General features: G+C 39.3%; 20 protein-coding genes. 11 read left to right on the top strand and 9 right to left on the bottom strand.

The annotated features are described in order from the left end of the window. Window positions 1-277 precede the first annotated feature (277 nt). The 8 genes from HCCG_RS12940 (at window position 278) to HCCG_RS02575 (ending at window position 7,869) form a co-directional block, all read left to right on the top strand. The gene (locus HCCG_RS12940) at window positions 278-1,366 is read left to right on the top strand and encodes a tetratricopeptide repeat protein (RefSeq protein ID WP_015453853.1); all 1,089 of its coding nucleotides are present in this window, start codon (window positions 278-280) and stop codon (window positions 1,364-1,366) included. Continuing rightward, the gene (locus HCCG_RS02605) at window positions 1,366-2,175 is read left to right on the top strand and encodes a pseudouridine synthase (RefSeq protein ID WP_002955859.1); all 810 of its coding nucleotides are present in this window, start codon (window positions 1,366-1,368) and stop codon (window positions 2,173-2,175) included. Before HCCG_RS12940 ends, HCCG_RS02605 begins: the two co-directional genes overlap by 1 nt. A 158-nt stretch (window positions 2,176-2,333) precedes the next feature. Beyond that, window positions 2,334-3,365 carry a methionine ABC transporter ATP-binding protein gene (locus HCCG_RS02600; protein ID WP_002955858.1) on the top strand — a complete coding sequence of 344 codons (1,032 nt, stop codon included), beginning with the start codon at window positions 2,334-2,336 and terminating at the stop codon, window positions 3,363-3,365. A 19-nt stretch (window positions 3,366-3,384) separates the two neighbouring features. Next, the gene (locus HCCG_RS02595; RefSeq protein ID WP_172580142.1) at window positions 3,385-4,077 is read left to right on the top strand and encodes a methionine ABC transporter permease; all 693 of its coding nucleotides are present in this window, start codon (window positions 3,385-3,387) and stop codon (window positions 4,075-4,077) included. 37 nt (window positions 4,078-4,114) lie between these two features. After that, window positions 4,115-4,942 carry a MetQ/NlpA family ABC transporter substrate-binding protein gene (locus HCCG_RS02590; RefSeq protein WP_002955856.1) on the top strand — a complete coding sequence of 276 codons (828 nt, stop codon included), beginning with the start codon at window positions 4,115-4,117 and terminating at the stop codon, window positions 4,940-4,942. 81 nt (window positions 4,943-5,023) lie between these two features. Next, complete coding sequence (locus tag HCCG_RS02585) at window positions 5,024-5,845, top strand: MetQ/NlpA family ABC transporter substrate-binding protein (protein ID WP_002955854.1); 822 nt, start codon at window positions 5,024-5,026, stop codon at window positions 5,843-5,845. Window positions 5,846-5,983: 138 nt separating this feature from the next. After that, the gene (locus tag HCCG_RS02580; protein WP_002955851.1) at window positions 5,984-6,481 is read left to right on the top strand and encodes a PAS domain-containing protein; all 498 of its coding nucleotides are present in this window, start codon (window positions 5,984-5,986) and stop codon (window positions 6,479-6,481) included. An 8-nt stretch (window positions 6,482-6,489) separates the two neighbouring features. Beyond that, window positions 6,490-7,869, top strand: coding sequence for a methyl-accepting chemotaxis protein (locus HCCG_RS02575; protein WP_002955850.1), 1,380 nt, complete (start codon window positions 6,490-6,492; stop codon window positions 7,867-7,869). Here HCCG_RS02575 and HCCG_RS02570 read toward each other — a convergent pair. After that, a complete protein-coding gene (locus HCCG_RS02570; protein WP_002955849.1) occupies window positions 7,866-8,975 on the bottom strand; it encodes a cytochrome-c peroxidase in 1,110 nt (369 codons plus the stop codon). The genes HCCG_RS02575 and HCCG_RS02570 overlap by 4 nt on opposite strands. Then, entirely contained in the window at window positions 8,972-11,611 is a 2,640-nt protein-coding gene (locus HCCG_RS02565) for a TonB-dependent receptor (protein ID WP_002955848.1), read from the bottom strand. Before HCCG_RS02565 ends, HCCG_RS02570 begins: the two co-directional genes overlap by 4 nt. Before the next feature lie 142 nt (window positions 11,612-11,753). Between HCCG_RS02565 and HCCG_RS02560 the strand changes: the two genes are divergently transcribed. Then, window positions 11,754-12,251: a flavodoxin gene (locus tag HCCG_RS02560; RefSeq protein ID WP_002955847.1), complete on the top strand. Its 498-nt coding sequence runs from the start codon at window positions 11,754-11,756 to the stop codon at window positions 12,249-12,251. Between the two features lie 44 nt (window positions 12,252-12,295). On the opposite strand, the gene HCCG_RS02555 is transcribed toward HCCG_RS02560, so the two are convergent. From HCCG_RS02555 to HCCG_RS02530, 6 genes are read right to left on the bottom strand one after another with little or no spacing between them, the layout of a single operon-like run. Beyond that, window positions 12,296-12,646, bottom strand: coding sequence for a branched-chain amino acid transporter permease (locus HCCG_RS02555; protein ID WP_002955846.1), 351 nt, complete (start codon window positions 12,644-12,646; stop codon window positions 12,296-12,298). Further along, window positions 12,636-13,334 (bottom strand): AzlC family ABC transporter permease, encoded by a 699-nt coding sequence (locus tag HCCG_RS02550; protein ID WP_002955845.1) that lies wholly within the window; start codon window positions 13,332-13,334, stop codon window positions 12,636-12,638. Before HCCG_RS02550 ends, HCCG_RS02555 begins: the two co-directional genes overlap by 11 nt. Window positions 13,335-13,336: 2 nt before the next feature. Then, the gene (gene argS, locus HCCG_RS02545; RefSeq protein WP_002955844.1) at window positions 13,337-14,941 is read right to left on the bottom strand and encodes an arginine--tRNA ligase; all 1,605 of its coding nucleotides are present in this window, start codon (window positions 14,939-14,941) and stop codon (window positions 13,337-13,339) included. A 14-nt stretch (window positions 14,942-14,955) separates the two neighbouring features. Further along, window positions 14,956-15,201, bottom strand: a complete 246-nt coding sequence (tatA, locus tag HCCG_RS02540; protein ID WP_002955843.1) for a twin-arginine translocase TatA/TatE family subunit — start codon at window positions 15,199-15,201, stop codon at window positions 14,956-14,958. Window positions 15,202-15,247: 46 nt separating this feature from the next. After that, window positions 15,248-15,874 carry a guanylate kinase gene (gene gmk, locus HCCG_RS02535; protein ID WP_002955842.1) on the bottom strand — a complete coding sequence of 209 codons (627 nt, stop codon included), beginning with the start codon at window positions 15,872-15,874 and terminating at the stop codon, window positions 15,248-15,250. Continuing rightward, window positions 15,871-17,889 carry a midas domain-containing protein gene (locus tag HCCG_RS02530; protein WP_002955840.1) on the bottom strand — a complete coding sequence of 673 codons (2,019 nt, stop codon included), beginning with the start codon at window positions 17,887-17,889 and terminating at the stop codon, window positions 15,871-15,873. The genes gmk and HCCG_RS02530 overlap by 4 nt, the downstream gene beginning before the upstream one ends. A gap of 99 nt (window positions 17,890-17,988) precedes the next feature. Between HCCG_RS02530 and HCCG_RS02525 the strand changes: the two genes are divergently transcribed. Next, a complete protein-coding gene (locus tag HCCG_RS02525) occupies window positions 17,989-18,543 on the top strand; it encodes a phospholipase D-like domain-containing protein (protein WP_372449644.1) in 555 nt (184 codons plus the stop codon). Window positions 18,544-18,649: 106 nt separating this feature from the next. Here the strand turns inward: HCCG_RS02525 and HCCG_RS02520 are convergent, their stop codons facing one another. Beyond that, window positions 18,650-19,126, bottom strand: a complete 477-nt coding sequence (locus HCCG_RS02520) for a DUF4156 domain-containing protein (protein ID WP_002955835.1) — start codon at window positions 19,124-19,126, stop codon at window positions 18,650-18,652. Window positions 19,127-19,277: 151 nt separating this feature from the next. Here HCCG_RS02520 and HCCG_RS02515 point away from each other — a divergent pair, with 151 nt between their 5' ends. Continuing rightward, window positions 19,278-19,463, top strand: coding sequence for a hypothetical protein (locus HCCG_RS02515; RefSeq protein WP_002955833.1), 186 nt, complete (start codon window positions 19,278-19,280; stop codon window positions 19,461-19,463). Window positions 19,464-19,534 lie beyond the last annotated feature (71 nt).

The following is a 19,534-nucleotide window of genomic DNA, read 5'->3' as shown; positions in this document are numbered from 1 at the left end:
CAAAAAGTCATCACAAGATACTTCCGCAGTAGACATTGTGGAGTTTGTTAGATTCTAGAATCGGCGATTACTTCGTCTCGTGCTTCGTCATTTGGCAAGTGTGGATTTGCCACCGCATATATTTAATAAACTCCTTGCACTCGGCTCGTAAAGCTCCGATTCTAGCAAAAAAGCTGACGCAGAATCGGATTCTGGTAAGTGAGATAGAATCTTGTCTTTAATATGGCATTATTTTTGCTTTGAATGTTTTAGGTAATTTCTTAGTCTAGGATATACGATGAAAAAACTTTGTATGCTTTTTTGTATAGCAATAACGATGAGTGTGCTACTTGCAGAGCCACAAGAGACTGCTGGAGAGATGAGTAAAGCTCCTAGCACACAAGAAGATTATATCCCTAATGTCAATACACCAACTCCGCCACGGCAGGATAACACACCTAGCGGACTTCTAGGCTCACAGCCTCTCACCCCTTCTCATCAAATCACAGGTGCACCACTTGATGATATGCTTGAAAATGTTAATGAATCAAATACCGCACTTAAATCGGCAATGAGCTTTGCAAAGCAGGGGGATTATGAGAGTGCGTTGCAGCTCTTTATGCAATCTTGCGATCAGGGTAATGCGGCAGGGTGCTTTGGCTCGGGGCTTATCTATATGTATGGGGCAAACTCTGGTGTGCCTAATCCTCAAAAAGCAGTAGATTATTATTACAAAGCTTGTGTGGGTGGCGATGCGGTGGCGTGTGCTAATCTAGCTATGGCATATGACAATGGGCAAGGTGTCAAAGAGGATAAAGATCAGGCTGCACAGCTTTATGAAGTGGCGTGTCAAGGTGGAGATTCTCTAGGCTGCACAAATATCGGCTGGATGTATGCTAATGGTGTTGGTGTGAAAAAGGACTACCAAAAGGCGTTGGCGTATTATAATAGTGCGTGTCAGCTAGGGAGCGATTTGGGTTGTTATAACCTTGGGCTTATGAGTAACACCTATAATGTCTATGGTATGACAAAGGATAAAATGAGCTATGTGGAGATGAACTATGTAGCTTGTCAGCAGGGCGATATTGTGGGCTGTGGGAATCTGGGCTGGATGTATGCCACAGGATCAAGTGGAGCGGAAAAGAGCTACTATAATGCGGCAAAATATTTTACCCTTGCGTGTGATAGCGGACATATTCAAAGCTGTAATAATCTAGGTGTGCTATATGATGGTGGCTTTGGCGTAAGGCAGGATAAACGCAAGGCTATTGAGCTTTTTGGCTTGGCGTGTGATTATGGCATAGAATCTGGTTGCAACAACTATTCGCTTATGAGAACAAGAGGGAGTGTCAGTGCGGGGAATAATAACTTCTTTGGCTTGAAGTAATGCGTCTTAATCAATATATCGCTCATCATACAAAATATTCTCGCAGAGAGGCGGATAAGCTTATAGAATCTGGGCGAGTAAATATTGAAAAAAGCAAGGCGAGTTTGCAGAGTGTATTACGAGAGGGTATGAGTGTTTTTATAGATGGCAAAAGGATTGTGCCAAAGGAGCAATTTACCTGCATTGTCTATCATAAGCAAAAAGGTGAGCTTGTGAGTAAAAGCGATGAGCGTGGGCGGAAGGTGATTTATGATAGCCTTGAAAGTCGCTTTAAGCATTTTATGTATGTGGGGCGATTGGACTTTGCAAGTGAGGGACTGCTTATTTTGACTGATAGCACACCTGTTGCTAAGGCATTAATGGAATCTCATTTAGAGCGGGTCTATCTTGTAAAAATTAATGGTGAGATTACAAAAGAAATCATAGAGGCTATGGAAAAGGGCTTGGTAAGCGAAGATGCGAGGGCTGGTGGGCACATTAAAAGTAACATTGTGGCAATGGAGTTTGCCCCATTTGCACACTATGAGATTCTTAAAAATGATAAGAGACATTCAAAACTCAAAGTAAGTATCACAGAGGGAAAAAATAGAGAGTTAAGGCGGTTTTTTGGAGTATTTGGTAGAGAGGTGCTAGACTTACGCCGTATAGCTTATGGCTTTGTGAATCTTAATGCTTTGCCTTGTGGCAAAAAGCGATATTTTACAAAAGAAGAATACAAGAGCCTACATACATTTTTAAAAGAACAAGCCCTGTTGGGAGTTTCAAAAACACCTAAGAGCATTCCGCAAATTCTCAAACACACTTCGTGAGATAAAGCAAAGAGAGATAGGTATCAATTTGACTTGATGATTTGTGAGATTCTAAGGTAAAACATTCTTAAGAAATTTAAACATAAATTTTATTACATATTGTATTTTTAAAAAAAGTGATATAATACCGCCTTTATGAAACAGCACAAGGAGTGTATGTGATAGAGCTTCGTGGCATTAATAAGACTTATCCTAATGGTTTTGTGGCACTGAAAAATATAGATTTGAGTGTGGAAAAGGGCGATATTATGGGGATTATCGGCTATTCTGGTGCAGGAAAAAGCACTCTTATTCGCATTATCAATCGCCTTGAAGAGCCAACAAGTGGAGAGATTCACATTGATGGTGTGAATCTCTTAAACCTTAAGGAAAAGGCATTGCAAAAGGAGCGTCAAAAAATCGGTATGATTTTTCAGCATTTTAATCTTTTGAGTGCGAAAAGTGTCTTTGATAATGTCGCCTTTGCCCTGCGTATCGCTAAGTGGAAAAGTAGCGAGATTAAGCCGCGTGTGAATGAACTATTAGAGCTTGTGGGCTTAAGCGATAGAGCGGGATTCTATCCTAGTCAGCTCAGTGGAGGGCAAAAGCAGAGAGTGGCGATTGCTAGGGCATTGGCTAATCACCCAAAGGTGCTTTTATGCGATGAGGCAACTTCCGCACTTGATACAAAAACAACAAAATCCATTCTTTCCCTTTTGCGTGATATACAACAAAAGCTCGGGCTAAGTGTGGTGCTTATCACACATCAAATTGAAGTGGTGCGGGAGATTTGCAATAAGATGTGTGTGGTGAGTGGTGGTGAGATAGTGGAGCGGGGCAGCGTGGATTCTGTGTTTGCTTCACCAAAACACGCTATTACAAAGGAACTGATTTCATTTTTGCCTCAAGATGAAGGGCGTGTTATCTCGCATTTGCAAAATAAAGACAATGTGTATAAGATTATTTTCACAGGACCTTATGCGCAAAGCCCTCTTATCTCACAGATGATTCGTAAATTTGATATTGATGTGAATATTTTAAGTGGTAATATTGATGAACTTGCCACAGGGGAAGTTGGGCATTTGGTGTTAAAGTTTATCGCACAAGATTCTCTCCTGCAAGATTCGCTCAAATGGCTACAAGAACAAGGCGTGAGTGTGGAATCTCTAGCTCATCATTCTGCTTACATAGATTCTAGCAAGGGGGAATAAAATGCTTGATTTTTTAAATATGTGGGAAAGGCATTTTTTGGTATTTTTGGGAAATGTTTTTACAGATCCTATCGCCTTTAGCCTTGTTAAATCCTGTTGCGAAACACTCTATATGGTGCTTTTCTCTACATTCTTTGCTGTGCTTTTTGGATTGCCTTTGGGTGTGCTTTTAAGTGCGATTAAGCCCTCTGGTATTATGGCAACCCCAAGTTTATATAGAATCTTAAGTGCTATTGTGAATGTGGTGCGTTCCTTTCCTTTTATTGTGCTTATCTTTTTGCTTTTGCCGCTTTCAAAACTCCTTATCGGCACAAGTATCGGTAGCACGGCGGCGATTATCCCTCTTGTGATAGCCGCTACACCTTTTATCGCACGGCTTTTTGAAGGGGCGTTTGATGAGGTGGATAAGGGGCTGGTAGAAGCTACAATGAGTATGGGAGCAAGTAAGAAAGTGGTGATTTTTATGATGATTTCTGAAACTCTGCCTTCCATTGTTAATGCTATCACAATTACTTCAGTTAGCCTTGTTGGCTTTTCTGCAATGGCTGGTGTTGTGGGGGCTGGTGGGTTAGGGGATTTAGCTTATCGCATTGGCTTTCAGTCTTTTAAGCCTGATGTTTTGACCTATGCGGTTATATGTATCATCGTTATGGTGCAATGTATTCAATCAAGTGGCGACTTGTTTGTCAAGCGTTTGCGTCAATATCGTTAGAATCTAAACATTTAAACCATAAAAAAGGAGGTAGTGAATGAGAAAAATTGTGAGTTTGGCTTTTGTAGTAGCCTTAAGTGCGGGATTTGTGGCTTGTGGAGATGAAAAAGCCAAATCAAGCAAAGATGAAGTGAGTAGGTCTGATCCCTTGAGAGTAGGGGCAACACCTGTGCCAGCTGCGGAGATTTTGGATTTTATTAAACCGCAACTTCAAGCAAAGGGCGTGGAGATTCAGATTCAAAACTTTACTGATTATGTTGTGCCTAATACTTCTTTGGCAGAGGGAAGCAGTGATGCAAACTTGTATCAGCATAAGCCTTTTATGGATAAGACTAATGAAGAAAAGGGGTATAAGCTTACAGCAATTGCACCTGTGTATGTCGTGCCTTTGGGTTTTTATTCACAAAAGGCAAAAAGTGTTGATGAGATTCCACAAGGGGCGAGTATTGCCATTCCCGGCGATGCTTCAAATATGGCAAGGGCGTTTATTTTGCTCCACGATAATGGTGTGATAAAAATCAAAGAACCTAGCAATCTCAATACAACCGAGCTTGATGTCATAGAAAATCCTAAAAAAATCGTGTTTAAGCCTATGGAAGCAGCGTCTTTGCCACTAGTGCTTGATAGCGTTGATGGTGCAGTGATTAATGCAAACTATGCTTTGCAGGCAAAAATGAGCATAAAGTCTGCCATTTTCCACGAAAATGATAAAAGTGCGTATGTGAATGTGCTTGTGGCAAGGGAAGATAACAAGGACGATGAGCGTATAGCTAAACTCAAAGAAGTGCTTTTAAGCAAGGAAACGCGTGAGTTTATCCTTTCAAAATATAAGGGCGAGATTATCCCTGTGAGTGTGGCAGAATAGAAGTGAAGCGGCGTAAGTGAATCTTGGAGTGAGATTCTAAAGATTCTAAAATTTAAATAACCAAAATAAAAGGAGAAAAAAATGAAAAAGTTACTTGCTTTAGTTTTTGCAGCAGGTTTAGCCTTTGTTGGCTGTGGTGATGATAGGGATAAGGAAACATATCCTAAAAAGACACAAGAGCAAGAAAAAGTCGTGCTAAAAGTCGGTGCTACGCCTGTGCCACACGCAGAGATTTTGGAGTTTGTAAAGCCTGATTTGGCAGAGCAGGGTATTGATTTGCAAATTGTGTCTTTTACAGATTATGTTTTGCCTAATATTAGCCTTAATGATGGCTCACTTGATGCGAATTTTCATCAACATAAGCCATTTTTAGATTCTCTTAAAGCGGATAAGGGCTTAAAGTTAGAATCTATTGCAACAATCCACATTGAGCCAATTGGGCTGTATTCTCGCAAACTTAAGAGTATTGATGAATTGCCACAGGGGGCTAGTATAGCTATCCCAAATGATCCAAGCAATGGTGGTAGAGCATTATTGTTGCTTGAGGCAAAGGGTTTGATTAAGCTTAAAGATTCTAGCAATCTCACCTCAACAGAGCTTGATATTGTAGAAAATGCTAAAGACATTAAAATTAAGCCCGTTGAAGCCGCACTTTTGCCTCGCACACTTGATGATGTTGATGCAGCTGTAATCAATGGCAACTACGCGTTGCAAGCTGGGCTTAAAAGCGGTGATGCGTTGGTGCTAGAGGGTAAAGAATCTCCTTATGCCAATATCCTTGTCGTGCAGGAATCTAGGGTGAATGATGAGACCTTGCAAAAGCTTAAAAATGCACTGCAAAGCCAAAAGGTAAAAGATTTTATCCAAACACAATACAAAGGGGAAATAGTTCCTGCATTTTAAAACATTGCAGAATCTTTTGTAGATTCTGCAAGACGCCACTCTGCTTTCAAACTAAAAAGTTTATCAGTTAATTAACATTTGTTACAATCCCGCCTTTATTTCAATAGATATATAACATAGCAATTTCAAGGATAGGGAATGATTGATTTAGGTAAGGAACTGAAAAATTCTACATTGATAACCTCTAAGACAGATTTAAAAGGCAAGGTCGTGTATTGCAATAAGGATTTTATCCAATACAGCGGCTATAAAGAAGAAGAGATTTTTGGCAAACCTCATAGTATCGTGCGACATAGTGATATGCCTAGGGCGGTTTTTAAGCTTTTGTGGGATTATGTGCAAAGGGGAGAGGAGATTTTTGCTTTTGTGAAAAATAAAACTAAAAGTGGCGGACATTATTGGGTGTTTGCTAATGTTACGCCTTCATTTGATACAAATAATCAAATTGTGGGGTATTATTCCGTGCGGAGAAAGCCAAATGCAAAGGCAGTGGAGAAAATTGCTGGAGTATATAGAGAGATGAAAAATGCAGAATCTCAATCTATGGAGGCGAGTTTAGCCGTGCTTCATAAGATTTTAGATAAAAGCAAGATGGATTACAATCAGCTGATTTTGACAATGCAAGATAAGGCGTAAGGGGACTTATGAGTAAGATTAATATTGTTTCTTTGTTGCTTCTTTTGGTGGGCATTGGTGTTGATGGCTATTGTAATGGATTTAGTTTAGCAAGTCTTATTTTTGCACTCCTTGCTGGAATTGTGTGTGTGAGATTCTATATGGCAAGGCACGATGAGCGACTTTTCAAAACTTTGGCTCATACGACAAAAGAATATGCTTTAGGCAAGTTTGATTCACGCATCACACATATTAAGGGGAGCGGTGCTGTTGTAGAGATTTGTGAGCATTTGAATGATTTTGCTGATCATTTGGAAGCTTTTTTGCGTGAAGTGAAAAGCTCTATTGAAAGCTCGCAGGAAGGGCGATACTATCGTAAAGGCTTTGCAGGTGGGCTAAATGGGACATTGGCTCAAAACATAGAAGGGATTAATAAGGCTCTAAGTGCGATTGAAGAAAACGCTAAAGATTCTATTCGCAACGCATTGTCTAAAAATTTGATGAATCTTAGTCTAAAAAGTCAAAATGCAAATCTTAATAGCATAGCAAATACGCTGAATGATGATATTGTTTATATGAAGAAGGTGGATTTAAATGTCCGCGATATTCGTGATGCGTCAATTGAAAGTCGCGAAGATGTGAGTAATTTGACAGAATCTATTAGTGAGTTGCTTTCATTGATTGAGAGAAATAATCAATCTATTCAAAGCCTTGCTGAAAAATCACGCGAGATTGGCAATATTGTCGCACTTATTGATGATATAGCTAATCAAACTAATCTTTTAGCATTGAATGCTGCTATTGAAGCTGCTCGTGCTGGAGAACACGGCAGAGGATTTGCAGTTGTTGCTGATGAGGTAAGAAAACTTGCTGAAAATACGCAAAAAGCTACAAATGAGATTTCCATCTCTATCCAAAGTATGCAACAAGAAGTAGGGAGTATTGAACAGGGTGGTGATGAGGTAAGCAAAATTGCTTCTGTGTCTGAATCTAAGCTCCATACATTTAATGAGGTGTTTGACAAAATGGAAGCTAATAGTGCGTCTTTAGATGAGATATTCGCCCAGCTTTATAAGCAGTTAGTGCTATCAGTAACAAAGCTTGATCATATTTTGTTTAAATCAAATCTTTATCTCTGTCTTAACACGCAAGAGAAAAATGAGAATCTTGTCTCGCTTAATCCTATCTCTCGTTTGCTTGACAATGAAGATGCACAAAGTGTGATTCATACACTTTTACCACAAAGCAGGGCAGATGAGATAGCTCAAAGACTTTCTACAGATTCTGCCAAGGCAACCTCATTTATTGGTGAAGAGATTACACAAAGTAATTCTACAGAGATTATTCAAAGTGTAAGTAGTTTGGAGCAGACTTCAAACTCTCTGCTTGAAAGCCTAAGCAAAAATTAGAGTGTTTTTAAGAATGCCTCAAGTGCTTGAATCTCATCACTACTTAAGTTTAGCGGCTTTAGAAGTAAATCTGTCTTAGGGTAGGGGAGATTTTTCCTTGTTTTATCTTCTAGCTCTTTGGTGTTTGCATTTGGGTGGAACATTCCTCCATTATAGGCATTCAGCACTCCACGCAGATGTGGAAAAAGCCCATTGTGCATATAGGGTGCTGTTTTGACTACATTTCTAAGGCTTGGCGTTTTAAACTTGCCTATATCCTCTGTGTTGCCCGTAGTGTGAAACAAGCCTAAATCCTCATATTTTCTTCCATAGTAGGTGAGCCCCAGATTGTGAAAACTCTCATCGCTAAAACTCGCTCCATAATGGCAGTTCATACAACGAGCTTTAGTGCGGAAGAGATGTAGCCCCCATACTTCCTTATCGCTTAGGGCTTGGAATTGCCCTTTCATAAATTTATCAAAACGGCTATTTTTTGGCATAAGCGTTCGCTCATAAGTGGCGATAGCTTGGGCTAAACGCTCCGTGGTAATCTCATCACTCCCAAAAGCCTCTTTAAACATCGCTTTGTAACTAGCATCTTTAGCCAATCTTTTGACTGCTTTTTGTGGGGAATACGCCATTTCCTTTGGGTCAGCTATGGGAAAAAGAGCTTGAGATTCTAAGTCTTTTGCCCTCCCGTCCCAAAACTTTTCCTTTCCAAATGCTGACATTACAACGCTTGGTGCGTTGCGTTTGCCTAGTTGGCGATTATGTCCATAGCTTACGCTTCGCCCATCGGCAAAGCCTAGTTCTTTATCGTGGCAAGTGGCACAAGCAATTTGTTTGCTTTGAGAGAGGATAGGGTCAAAAAAGAGCCTTTCCCCAAGCTTTGCTTTAGCTAATGAATAGGGATTAGATTCTGGATAGGGCGGTGTATCTGGCAGGGCGGATAGCTCTTCCCACAACACACTAGAATCTACTTGTGGCTTTTGCCATTGAGATTTGGGAGAGAGATACATTTTTCGCAGGGCTTGTATATTTTTTGGCATAGCATAGGCTGAGCTTATGCCAAGCACACAAACGATTGCGATTGTCTTGTGTCTGCTATTATGTAAAAAGTTTTTCAAAATTTATACCCCCCTTGAATCCAAAATTGTCGTCCTATCTCATACACCGCCACAGATGCACTTGAAGGGATACCGGGTATCACAGCACCATTTGTTCCGCTAAGGGCAGCTTTGTTGCGAGTGTTTAGCACATTATATATATCAAAATTCACAAATACAACATTATCTTTCCATATATTCATCTCAAAGCCTAGACGCATATCCCAGCTAAAAGCTCCATCAAAGTGCATTTTACCATATTGCTTTAAAGTTGAGCTTGGATTATAGCCCGGGCTTGTTTTGTTTAAAAGCACCATTGCATCATATCCGCCACGATAGCGGAAGAAATTATTAAAAAGCCATTTTGTCCTCCATAGTTTAAAAGTATGTGTTGTGGAAAGCCTCAAGGTAAAAGGTCGTGCGAAGTTTTCAGTTGGACGATCTTTATATTTGATTTGGACACCATCATAGATAATATCATCATTATTAAGATAAGCATCATCAGTGGAATAGAGATTGTAGCTTCGTGCTACCTTAGTATAATCAAAAGCAAAAAGTATGTGATTTTTCACGCTATATATCTCTAAGGGTTCGGTGCTTTGTAGGCTAAGGGTGATGATATGGCTTTGACTTTCCCCATCATTCGTCCAAGTGGTTATAGAGCTTTTATTTTGCTTAATACTTTTTTTCATTACTTCATCTTGTCCGTGGCGATAGATGTATTTAGCACTTAAGCTAAAAAGCCCAAGATTCTGCATTATGCCTCCCATAAGCTCATCGCTATAAGGGACATTGAGCTTATGGAAAGCATAGCTGACTTGGCCTTCTTTTGCTGTGGTTGGAGTCCAGCTAGAATTAGAATCTGTCCTTTTGTATTCCTGTGTGCTATTTGCCACAAGCTCATAGAGGCGGTAACTTAAGAGATTCCGTCCATAGTAGCGATTTGCTCCAAAGATAAGCTTACTTTTATACTCTTCCCAAGGGGCAGTGTAGTTAAGACTAAATCGCGGGGCTAAGGTGTGCTTTTGCATATATGTATCACCATCTAGTCGCAATCCTAGCCGTGTTTGAATCTTGCCTATTTTGCTCCAGTCAAGCAAAATAGAATCTTCAGCATAGATTCCATACGCAAGGTTATCAAGGGCTATTTCGCCGGGTTTAGATTCTGTAACTTTATCAAAATATTGTCCTTGCCAAGGTGGTTTTTGACCATTGCCTTGCGTTTGTGTATTAGAGCAGGTAGCAAAGTCAAACATACTATCCGTGCCACAAGGGTTGCTGTCAAGTTTAACAGGATTTCTAAAAGCATAGTAGGGATTTTTACGATTGCGATAAGCGTGAGTGTAGTTTGCCTCAAAGCCTATGTTGAGCGTATGCTCGCTTTTCCATAAATCCCAAGATTCAAAGTTCATATTTGATTTGTAATTAAGTGTGTTTTGAATCTGCTCCATATCGCCAAATCCACCCTCATTTGCCTTTGGACTTTTGCTATTTGTCCCTGCCCAGTCCTTATCGCCTTGTGAATAATACCACGACATAAAGTAGTTTTTCTCACTCTCCCTTGAAGTCTGCATAAAAGAGTAGCTCAAAGTATTGCTCCATAGCCCTATGTTGCTATCATAGAGGGCTTTAAGCCCACTTTGAATCCCCCCACTTTTCATACTATAAAAGCTATGTTTTGCTACGCTATTGTAGTAGGTATTATCTTGGGGCATATAGGCGAGACTTGCTTCAAGCGTTAGCTTTTCGCTTGGATTATAATGTGTTTTAATATAGTAGTTATCAATATAGCGATGCTGCTCTCTTGTAGCATTTGCCTCTGTGCCGATGTCAAATGAATAACCTTTAAGTGGGATAAAGCTCCGCGTGGTAGAAAAGCTTGTGATAATGCCTAGATTCTGCGTAGCATAGCCCTCAAGATTGGCACGGATTAAATGTTTTGTGAAATTTGGCTGATAGTTTTCATTTGAGCTTGTAATGAAGTTTGCCTCTTGGCTTTCATCTATGAAATATTGCGTTAAATCACTGCCGGTGAATTGATAGCTCACTCCTCCGTGCCACCCAAATAAGCCGCCCTTATCAGCTCGTGGCTTTCGCACATTTGCTTCTACCACTCCACCGGTAAATCCCCCATAAGCAGCCGAGATATTAGAATCTTGCACTTGGATAGATTCTAGAAGGCTTGTATCCACTGCTAAACCTTGACTTCTCCCACTTCTTAACGCATTTGGTCCATCTTGTAGCCCACCATTTGGGTCTAAATCATTATTCATATTAAAGCCATCAAGCTGGAAATTATTTTGATAGAAAAGTCCGCCACTAATGCTTATATTTGCTGGGTCAATCTCGCCGGGTGTAGAGGACTTGAGCTGTGCGTTATCAAATTGAACATTAGGAATTATTTTTAATATTGATGTAATATCGCCATTGCCACTTGGCGTAGAATCTAGCATAGTTTTATTGAGTTTTGAACCGCTTTGGTAGGTTGTTGTGGGTGGTGTTGCGGTAACGATAGAAGTGGAAAATTTGACATTTCTATGCTGTGGGCTTTGCTCTATGGGGCTAGAATCTTGCGTAGCGTATAGGCTTAGATTATTTACAAAGCATATCGCACAGAGGAAGAAAATCCTTATTATATAAATAATATTTGTTTTCATTATTGATGCTCCAAAATTAAAATGCGGATTGTAGGATAAAGATTCTAAAACTATTATAAAAACAATTCTTATTTTAATATTTTACTTTTATTATCTTTTATGCTATAAGCTAGACTTTTTATTTTAACACTAAGGAGCATTTATGAAAAAAGTCGGTTTATTTTATGGAAGTGATGGCGGGGTGACACAGGAAGTCGCACAGAAAGTTGCAGATAAGCTTGGTGATTGCCAAATGTTTGATGTAGCATCTTGTAGTGCTGAAGATATAGCTGGATTTGATAATCTTATCCTTGCTACGCCAACTTATGGCTCTGGAGATTTGCAAGATGATTGGGATAGCTTCTTATCTAGCCTTGATGAAAGTGCCTTTAGCGGCAAGACAATCGCTCTTTTGGGACTAGGCGATCAAGATATTTATAGCGATACTTTTTGCAATGGGATAGCCCATATTTATAAAAAAGTTTCAAAGCAAGGCAAAATCGTAGGGCAAACAAGCACAGATGGTTATACCTTTGATGATAGCGAAGCGGTAGTTGATGGTAAGTTTGTGGGATTAGTCATTGATGAAGTCAATCAAGAAGAAAATACAGAGCAAAGAATTGCAGCGTGGATTGATAGCCTAAAAAACGCTTTTGCTTAAATTTTAAAAACGCCAATTTGCTTTGGCGTTAGAATCTTAATTTTTTACATTGTGCTTATTATGGAGCTAAGAATCTCACTCTGCACCAATGCCATATAGCCAATCGTCCCGCACACAATACTCACAACAGGAATCTTAAATAAAATATGTGTGCTACTCACAACAAACACAGCGATAATTTCATTCAGCCCATAAGGCGTTTGTGAAAAATTTGTATCTTTCAAACAATACACAATAAGCATCGCAATAATCGCACTAGGTAGCACTTTACCCAAAAAGATGATATAAGCAGGTGTGGATTTAGCAAAAATGATAAAGGGTAAAAATCTACTCAAAAAAGTATTGATAGCAATGAGTGTAACAAGCAGTATAGAGTGGTAGATTTCAGGATTCAAGAGACTTTCTCCGTAGTGTAAGAACGATACAGATTCCAACAAGGGCTGGGAGTAAAAAATGCTCGGCTTTAAAAATATACAAACACGCAAGGCTAACAAGAATCCCAATAAGTGCGGGTGTTCTCATTGTTTTATTCCGCCATTGCTCTATGAAAATCACCACAAAAATCGCACTCATTACAAAATCAAGCCCCTTTGGCTCAAAGTCTGCAAAACTCCCTACAATCGCCCCAAGTGTGCAGCCTATAATCCAATAGCTATGATTTAATAACGCGATAAAAAAATCAAACCAATGCTTATCAATATGTGGCTTTGGGCTTTTGAGATTAAGCAGGGCTAGAGTTTCATCAGTAAGTGAGTAAATCATATAGTAAGACTTTTTGCCCATTTGCTTAAAACGCTCTAGCATACTGATAGAGTAAAAAATCTGCCTTGCATTAATCATTGAAACAAGCACGAAAGATTCCCACAGCCCAGCTCCACTTGCCATAAGTCCAACAGCGATAAATTGTGTCGTCCCACCATAAATAACTACCGCCATAATAAACGCCCACAATGCCCCATATCCCGCCTTTTGAAGCAAGATTCCAAACACCATACCCATAAAAACATAGCCAACCAAAATAGGAATAGTATGTGGAAAAGCGTCTTTTAACGCCCACAATACATTTAAGGCATTTTTAGGCATTGCTACATTCTTGTTTTTGCTGTAATGCCAAGCAGGGCTAATCCGAGTGTGAGCGTTTGACTAACGACTTTTAACGCATATAAAATATCATTTTGATTTGGAGTTTGCAGGATTTTATGCGTGTTGTAGAAGCTATGCAGACTTGCGGCAAGATTTTTAAGATACTCGCATATTTTTTGCATTTCTCTATCGCGGAAGCTTGATTCTAAGATGTGTGAAAGACACAAAGATTCAAAAAGCAAATGTGTAGCAGAATCTTTAATGTGAGAATCAAAGCTCAAGCTTTGGATATTTTTTTCCAAATCCTGCATATTTACACCTGCTTTTTCAAAAAGCGTATGGATTCTCGCATTAGCGTAGTTGATGTAGTAGATAGGATTGCTTGAATCTTGCTTTTTTAGCTCATCTACATCAAATTCAAGGTGTGTATCGGGCTTTTTGGAAAGAAAGATAAATCGCAGGGCATCGCTACCAATCTCACTAGCCACATCTTTCATAAGGATAAAATTCCCAGCCCTTTTACTCATCTTATAGGGTTGTCCGCCTTTAAGGAGACTTACCATTTGAGAGAGTAGCACCTCAAGCTTATTCTCATCATAGCCTAGAAAGTGTATCGCCGCCTTTACTCTTTGAATATAGCCGTGATGATCAGCTCCCCAAATATTAATGTAGCGTTCAAAGCCTCTTTGAAACTTATCCTGATGATAGATAATATCCCCTGCTAGATAGGTTGGCTCACCGCTCTCACGCACAATCACGCGGTCTTTTTCATCATTAAGCTTTGAAGATGCAATCCACACTTTAGAATCTTGAGTGTAGATTCCATTATTTTGCTTTAAAGTCTGCAGTGTGCTATTCCAGCGTTCATACAAAGCCTTTTCACTGACAAAATTATCAAAGCTAATGCCAACTTGTAAAAGATTATCCTTAATCTCTTGGAGCATTGCATTTTTGCCAAAATCCGCAAGTGCGGGGATAGAATCTTCACTCTCAAAAATGCTTTTCCCAAAGTGTTTTTCACATTCTTTTGCTAAATCTACAATGTATTCCCCACGATAATAGCTCTCTGGATACTTCACTTCACGCTTTAAAATATGCTCCTGCCCTGCAAGAAGTAAGGATAGTCCAAGCATTTGAATCTGCGAACCTGCGTCATTGATATAATACTCTGTGGTAATCTCATAGCCCAAATGCCTACCCACACGCGATAATACATCACCATACACAGCCCCCCGTGCGTGTCCTATATGCAAAGGTCCCGTTGGGTTGGCACTGACAAACTCAAGCAAAATGCTCTCTTTGTTTTGCTTACTTTGTGGTGCGGTAGATTCTGCTTTACTTATATCAAAAAGAAAATCGGCAGAAAGGGTTAAATTAATAAAGCCATTGAGTGCTTCTACCTTGCTAAAGGCAGGATTTTGGGCTAGGGATACTGAAAGCTCTTCAGCTAAAAGCTTGGGATTTTGCCTTTTTATTTTCGCAAGGCTAAAAGCAAGAGGTGTGGCTAAATGCCCCAAATCCTTATTTTTAGGCTTTTCTAAAACAATCTCACTTTCATTCTCAAGCCCACAAGCTTGAGCTAAAATAGCTTTAATGTGCTGATACATTAGGCTTCTTGCTTTTAAGAATCTGCTTTATTTTGTGTGGTAGATTCAGTAGCTTGGGTTTGCTTGATTTGTGAAGTTTCCCCTACTTGCGAGATTTCTTCTTTGTTTGTTGTGCTTTCATCATCTTCTTTGACTGCTTTTTTAAAGTTTTTTATCCCACTGCCTAAGCCTTTAGCAAGCTCTGGGATTTTTTTTGCCCCAAAAAGAAGCAGAACAATGAGTAAGATAATTATCAACTGTGTAGGACTAGGTGGTGTCATAGGAACTCCTTTGTGTTAAATTGAGATATTATACCGAATATTGCCATTAGTCTTGCCATTTTTGGATAATATGTGAAAAACGCTCAATCTGCTGATATTTAAGCGAACGCGTAATGGCAAGAATAGCCTCTTTGGCGGTATGTATATCATCATTAATAATAAGATAGTCAAAATCATCAATATGCTGCATTTCATTATGTGCTTGTATCAAGCGAAACTCAATGGTTTGCAAGTCATCAGTTTGCCTAGCCACAAGCCTTTGTTTTAGAATCTCTTTATTTTTTGTGGTGATAAACACGGATTTAGCAAAATCGCCAAAATATTCCTTAATGCTGTGATGTCCTTGCACATCTACATCAAAAAGCACGATTTTATCTTGTGCTAGAGCAACTTTAACAGGCTCTAATGAAGTGCCATAAAAGTTTGTATGCACCTCCGCCCATTCCAAAAAGACATTGTTTTTTATATCAGTTAAAAATTTGTCTTTATCAACAAAGTGATAATGCACCCCATCAATCTCACCATCGCGGATAGGACGCGTGGTGGTGGAGATTGAAAAATACACATCAGGGATAGAATCCATAATCGCCTTTGTAAGTGTGCTTTTACCACAACCGCTTGGTCCAGATATGATAAGCACCGCTCCTGTTTGCCCTAGAGCTTCCCTACTCATTTGCTCTTATCCTTAAAGCTAATGTTTATGGTTACTTCAAGCCCATCAAGCATTGATTTAAGATTATTTGAGCTTAAGCTTGAAATGCTACTTTGCACGGAGTTTGCTATCATATTTTTGACAATCTCTTGGGGCTGTGTATCCTGCCGAGTGCTTTGTGCCGGGGCAGATTCTATTGTATCTTGTGAATCTAGGGATATATTTTCAAGGGCTTCATTATTAGATTCACTTAATTCATCAAGGGATAACAACTCTTTAGGGAGTTCCTCGCCGAGTGCTTCTGCGATTTGTGGCTCTTTAAGTGAAGTAAAATCAGCACTTTCTTCATCAAGGGCTTGAAGGGCTTTGCTAACTTCACTCACTTGTTCTTTATCAAGCACAGGCTCAGCTAAGCTCACTTTTTCCACATTATCAAGCAAGTCATTTTCTAGTAAGCCTTCACTTGAAAACTCATCATCAAGTGGTATATGTGAATCTGCGGCTTCTTGTGTGGCGTCCTGTTGTGTTTCATCATTTGTGTCAAGGGAATCTAGCTCATCTAACTCATCAAGGCTAAGTGTTTCATCGCCCAAATCGCTTAAAGATTCTGTATTTTCTGCTTCCAAATTTTTTTCATTCTCTTCGCTCAAAGATTCTCCACCTAAGTTTTCATCAGCAGAATCTGCAGATTCTATATTGTGTTCTATTTCGTTTTGAGATTCTATGTCGTCTAACTCTGTTTGTCCTAGCTCATTTTCAAGCCCTGCCAAATCTCCCAAACTATCCAAATCATCTAAGTTATCTAACTCGCCCAAATCATCAGCGTTTTGTGTTTGTTTTGTTTCCCCTAGATTGTCATTTTCCCCTGCGTCATCATTGAGATTTTCCAAATCATCTAAACCGCCCAGCTCATCTTGTGTAGATTCGGCACTTTGTGTTTCTGCAATTTCTTGTGCAGAATCTAGATGTGCCATCTCATCGTCCAAATTCTCCAAATCATCTAATCCTTGAGATTCTGTCTTTATGTTTTCTTGTGTTGAATCTTTAGAATCTTCTTTTGTCTCATTTGCCAAATCCAGCTCATCATCTAAGCTTAAAGATTCTGTTTCATCTTGTGTGTCGGTAGAATTCTCTTCAGTTATGGAATCTGCAGTGCTTTCAGTCAAACTTTCATCTTGTGTCAAGTCATCTAAACCGCTTAGATCCCCTAAATTATCTAAATCCGCCGTATCTCCAGCTTCACTTACCGCCTCTGCTTTCTTTTCCGTCTCTACTGAATCTGCCATAGATTCAGTATTTTCATCATCACTGAAGCCCTCCGACTCATCAAGCCCACTCAAATCAAGGTTAATATCTAGCCCCTCATCTAAAGTCGCTTCGGGGTTTAGCTCATCGGTCGCTTGTTCTATATCAAGTGTCGGCTCTTCAGTCTCTATATTTTCTGCTTGAGAATCCCCACTATCCCCACTTTTTGTTTCAATAGATTCCTGTTTTATTACATTGCTAGAATCTACATTAGAATCCCCACTGCTAGAGCTTTCAAGGTTATCATCAAGCAAGTTGTCAATCTCTTCTAGCCCTTTATCTAGGTTATCAAGCTCAATAGGGGCATTCTCTGTGCTATCTAAATTTTCCCCATTTAATGCCGCATCAAGCTCTGCTCCAAGTGCCGAATCTACTGAGTCTAAAGGCGTTTTTTCAGGGTTTTGTGCGGGGGCTTGTTTGCTAAGCTGTGCGGTGAAAATATCCAAAATACTCGTTGGTAAAAAGGGCTTTTGCACATAGTCATCAAACCCTTCAATCCTTTTGACTTGTTTGTTGTAAATAAGGCATTTCCGCTTGTCTTTGAGTGCGTCTGTATAGGCTTGTGAATCTAGCCCAAAGCAATCATCATCAACAAGGATATAATCATACTGCTCTAGGTTGGCAAGTTGGCTAGATTCTGTAATTGTGGTGAGATCTGCCCCAGCTTTTTTGGCTGTGATTTCAACGAGTTTTTGAACGATTTGATTGGTATTGATGAGTAGAAATTTCATATACATTCCCCGCTTTTATTGCTTTTTGTGTAATAATAGCCTATGATTATAACTAAATCCACAGCACAAAGGAATAAAATGCAGGCAAAAATGGCAAAAATATTGAGAAAATGTAAGAATTATGTGTTTGTGGGGATAATTCACACTTTTTTGCTTACTTCATTTGCGTTTTCTGCTCCAAATGATACGCTTTATATACTGCCCTATGAGCAAAAACAAGCTTTAAATACATTGCAGGGGGCGTTAAGAAATGCAAAGCGTGAGATAAAAATCAGCATTTATAGCTTTACAAATAATGATATTGCTAAGATTCTAAGAGATGTGGCAAAAAGGGGCGTGAGCGTGGAGATTATCTTTGATAAAGAAAGCAATATGGAGAATAAAAGTTCAGTCATTGGCTATCTAGCAAAGTATAATAATATTTCCGTGTGTCTGCTAAGCGGGGTGAAAGCCAGAAACGGCAAGTATTATGGGATAATGCACCAAAAAATGGCGATTATTGATGATGAGATTTTAGTGCTTGGCTCGGCAAATTGGAGCAGAAACGCTTTTGAAAATAACTTTGAAACTCTGCTTTTTAGTTTTGAGCCTAATCTTGTCCAAAAGGCAAATAACGCATTTGCAAAAATGAAGCAAAATTGCTTAGGATTCTAGGGAGTGGGGTGTAAGGGTTTGGTTGTTGCGCGTGTGAGATTCTAAAAGGGGATTTTGCAATAAAATCCCCTTTGTTTGTGAATCTTTCAGTTTAAAAGGAGCGAGTTTATTTTTCACCACAATCAAAAACTTGAGCGTGGATTCTATGAGAGAGCAGTTTGCCATTTATTGCGTCGATTGGTAAGCCGTCGGTGCATTTTATGGTTTGTTGCGTTTTGCCTTTTTTGCCTTCAAGCACGACACTGCATAACACTTCTTCATTGGTAATGTTAAGCATAATTCTTTTGCCCACTCCTGCTGCATCCCCAGCTTCATTTCTAAGGTCGTTTAATGCACCCTCCCTTAGTAACTCTCGTGTTGCTCCTCTTGTGCCATTTGTATTGTCTTTACCTTCAACCTCACCTAAAATTTTGCAATTATAGGGGGTGCTTTTGGCGATAGTAATACCTTTGCCTTGTTGTTCTAGGCTTTTTGGTTTATAGTGTGGCAACTCAGGGACGGGGTCTCCACAACCAACAACTAAAAGTCCCAAGCCAAATGCCATTCCCACTTTGAGTGCAATAGATAATGTCGGGTTTTTCATTTTTTTCTCCTTGTTTTTGTATTTTCTCTTGGCGAGTGTAGGATTCTAGGTAAAAAATACTTAAAATAATATTTATTTAGAAAATATTTACCTAATTTGATTTAAAAAACTTTTTGTGTAGATTCTAGCCCAAAAGAATCTAAGGGACACAATGAAATACACACAGCAGGATATGGCACGCATTATTGATGTTACACCAAAGACTTTGAGAAATTGGCGAAAGCATAAGCCAGAGCTTTATAAGCGTGTGTTGCTTAGTTTTAAATACGATGAGATTATTGAAGATTTGCAAAAATGTATCAAGGAGCTACAAAGCCTAGAGCTTAAGGAAAGGTAGATAGAATCTTAGCCTTAGTGATGATGCTTATCAAAAGAGAGAATAAACATAGAATCTAAAAAGATTCTATG

Origin of the sequence: Helicobacter cinaedi CCUG 18818 = ATCC BAA-847 (assembly GCF_000155475.1) — a bacterium.
In the GTDB taxonomy this organism is placed as follows: domain Bacteria; phylum Campylobacterota; class Campylobacteria; order Campylobacterales; family Helicobacteraceae; genus Helicobacter_C; species Helicobacter_C cinaedi.
The sequence above is the reverse complement of the archived record's forward strand: the minus strand, read 5'-3'. Positions and strand labels throughout refer to the sequence as shown.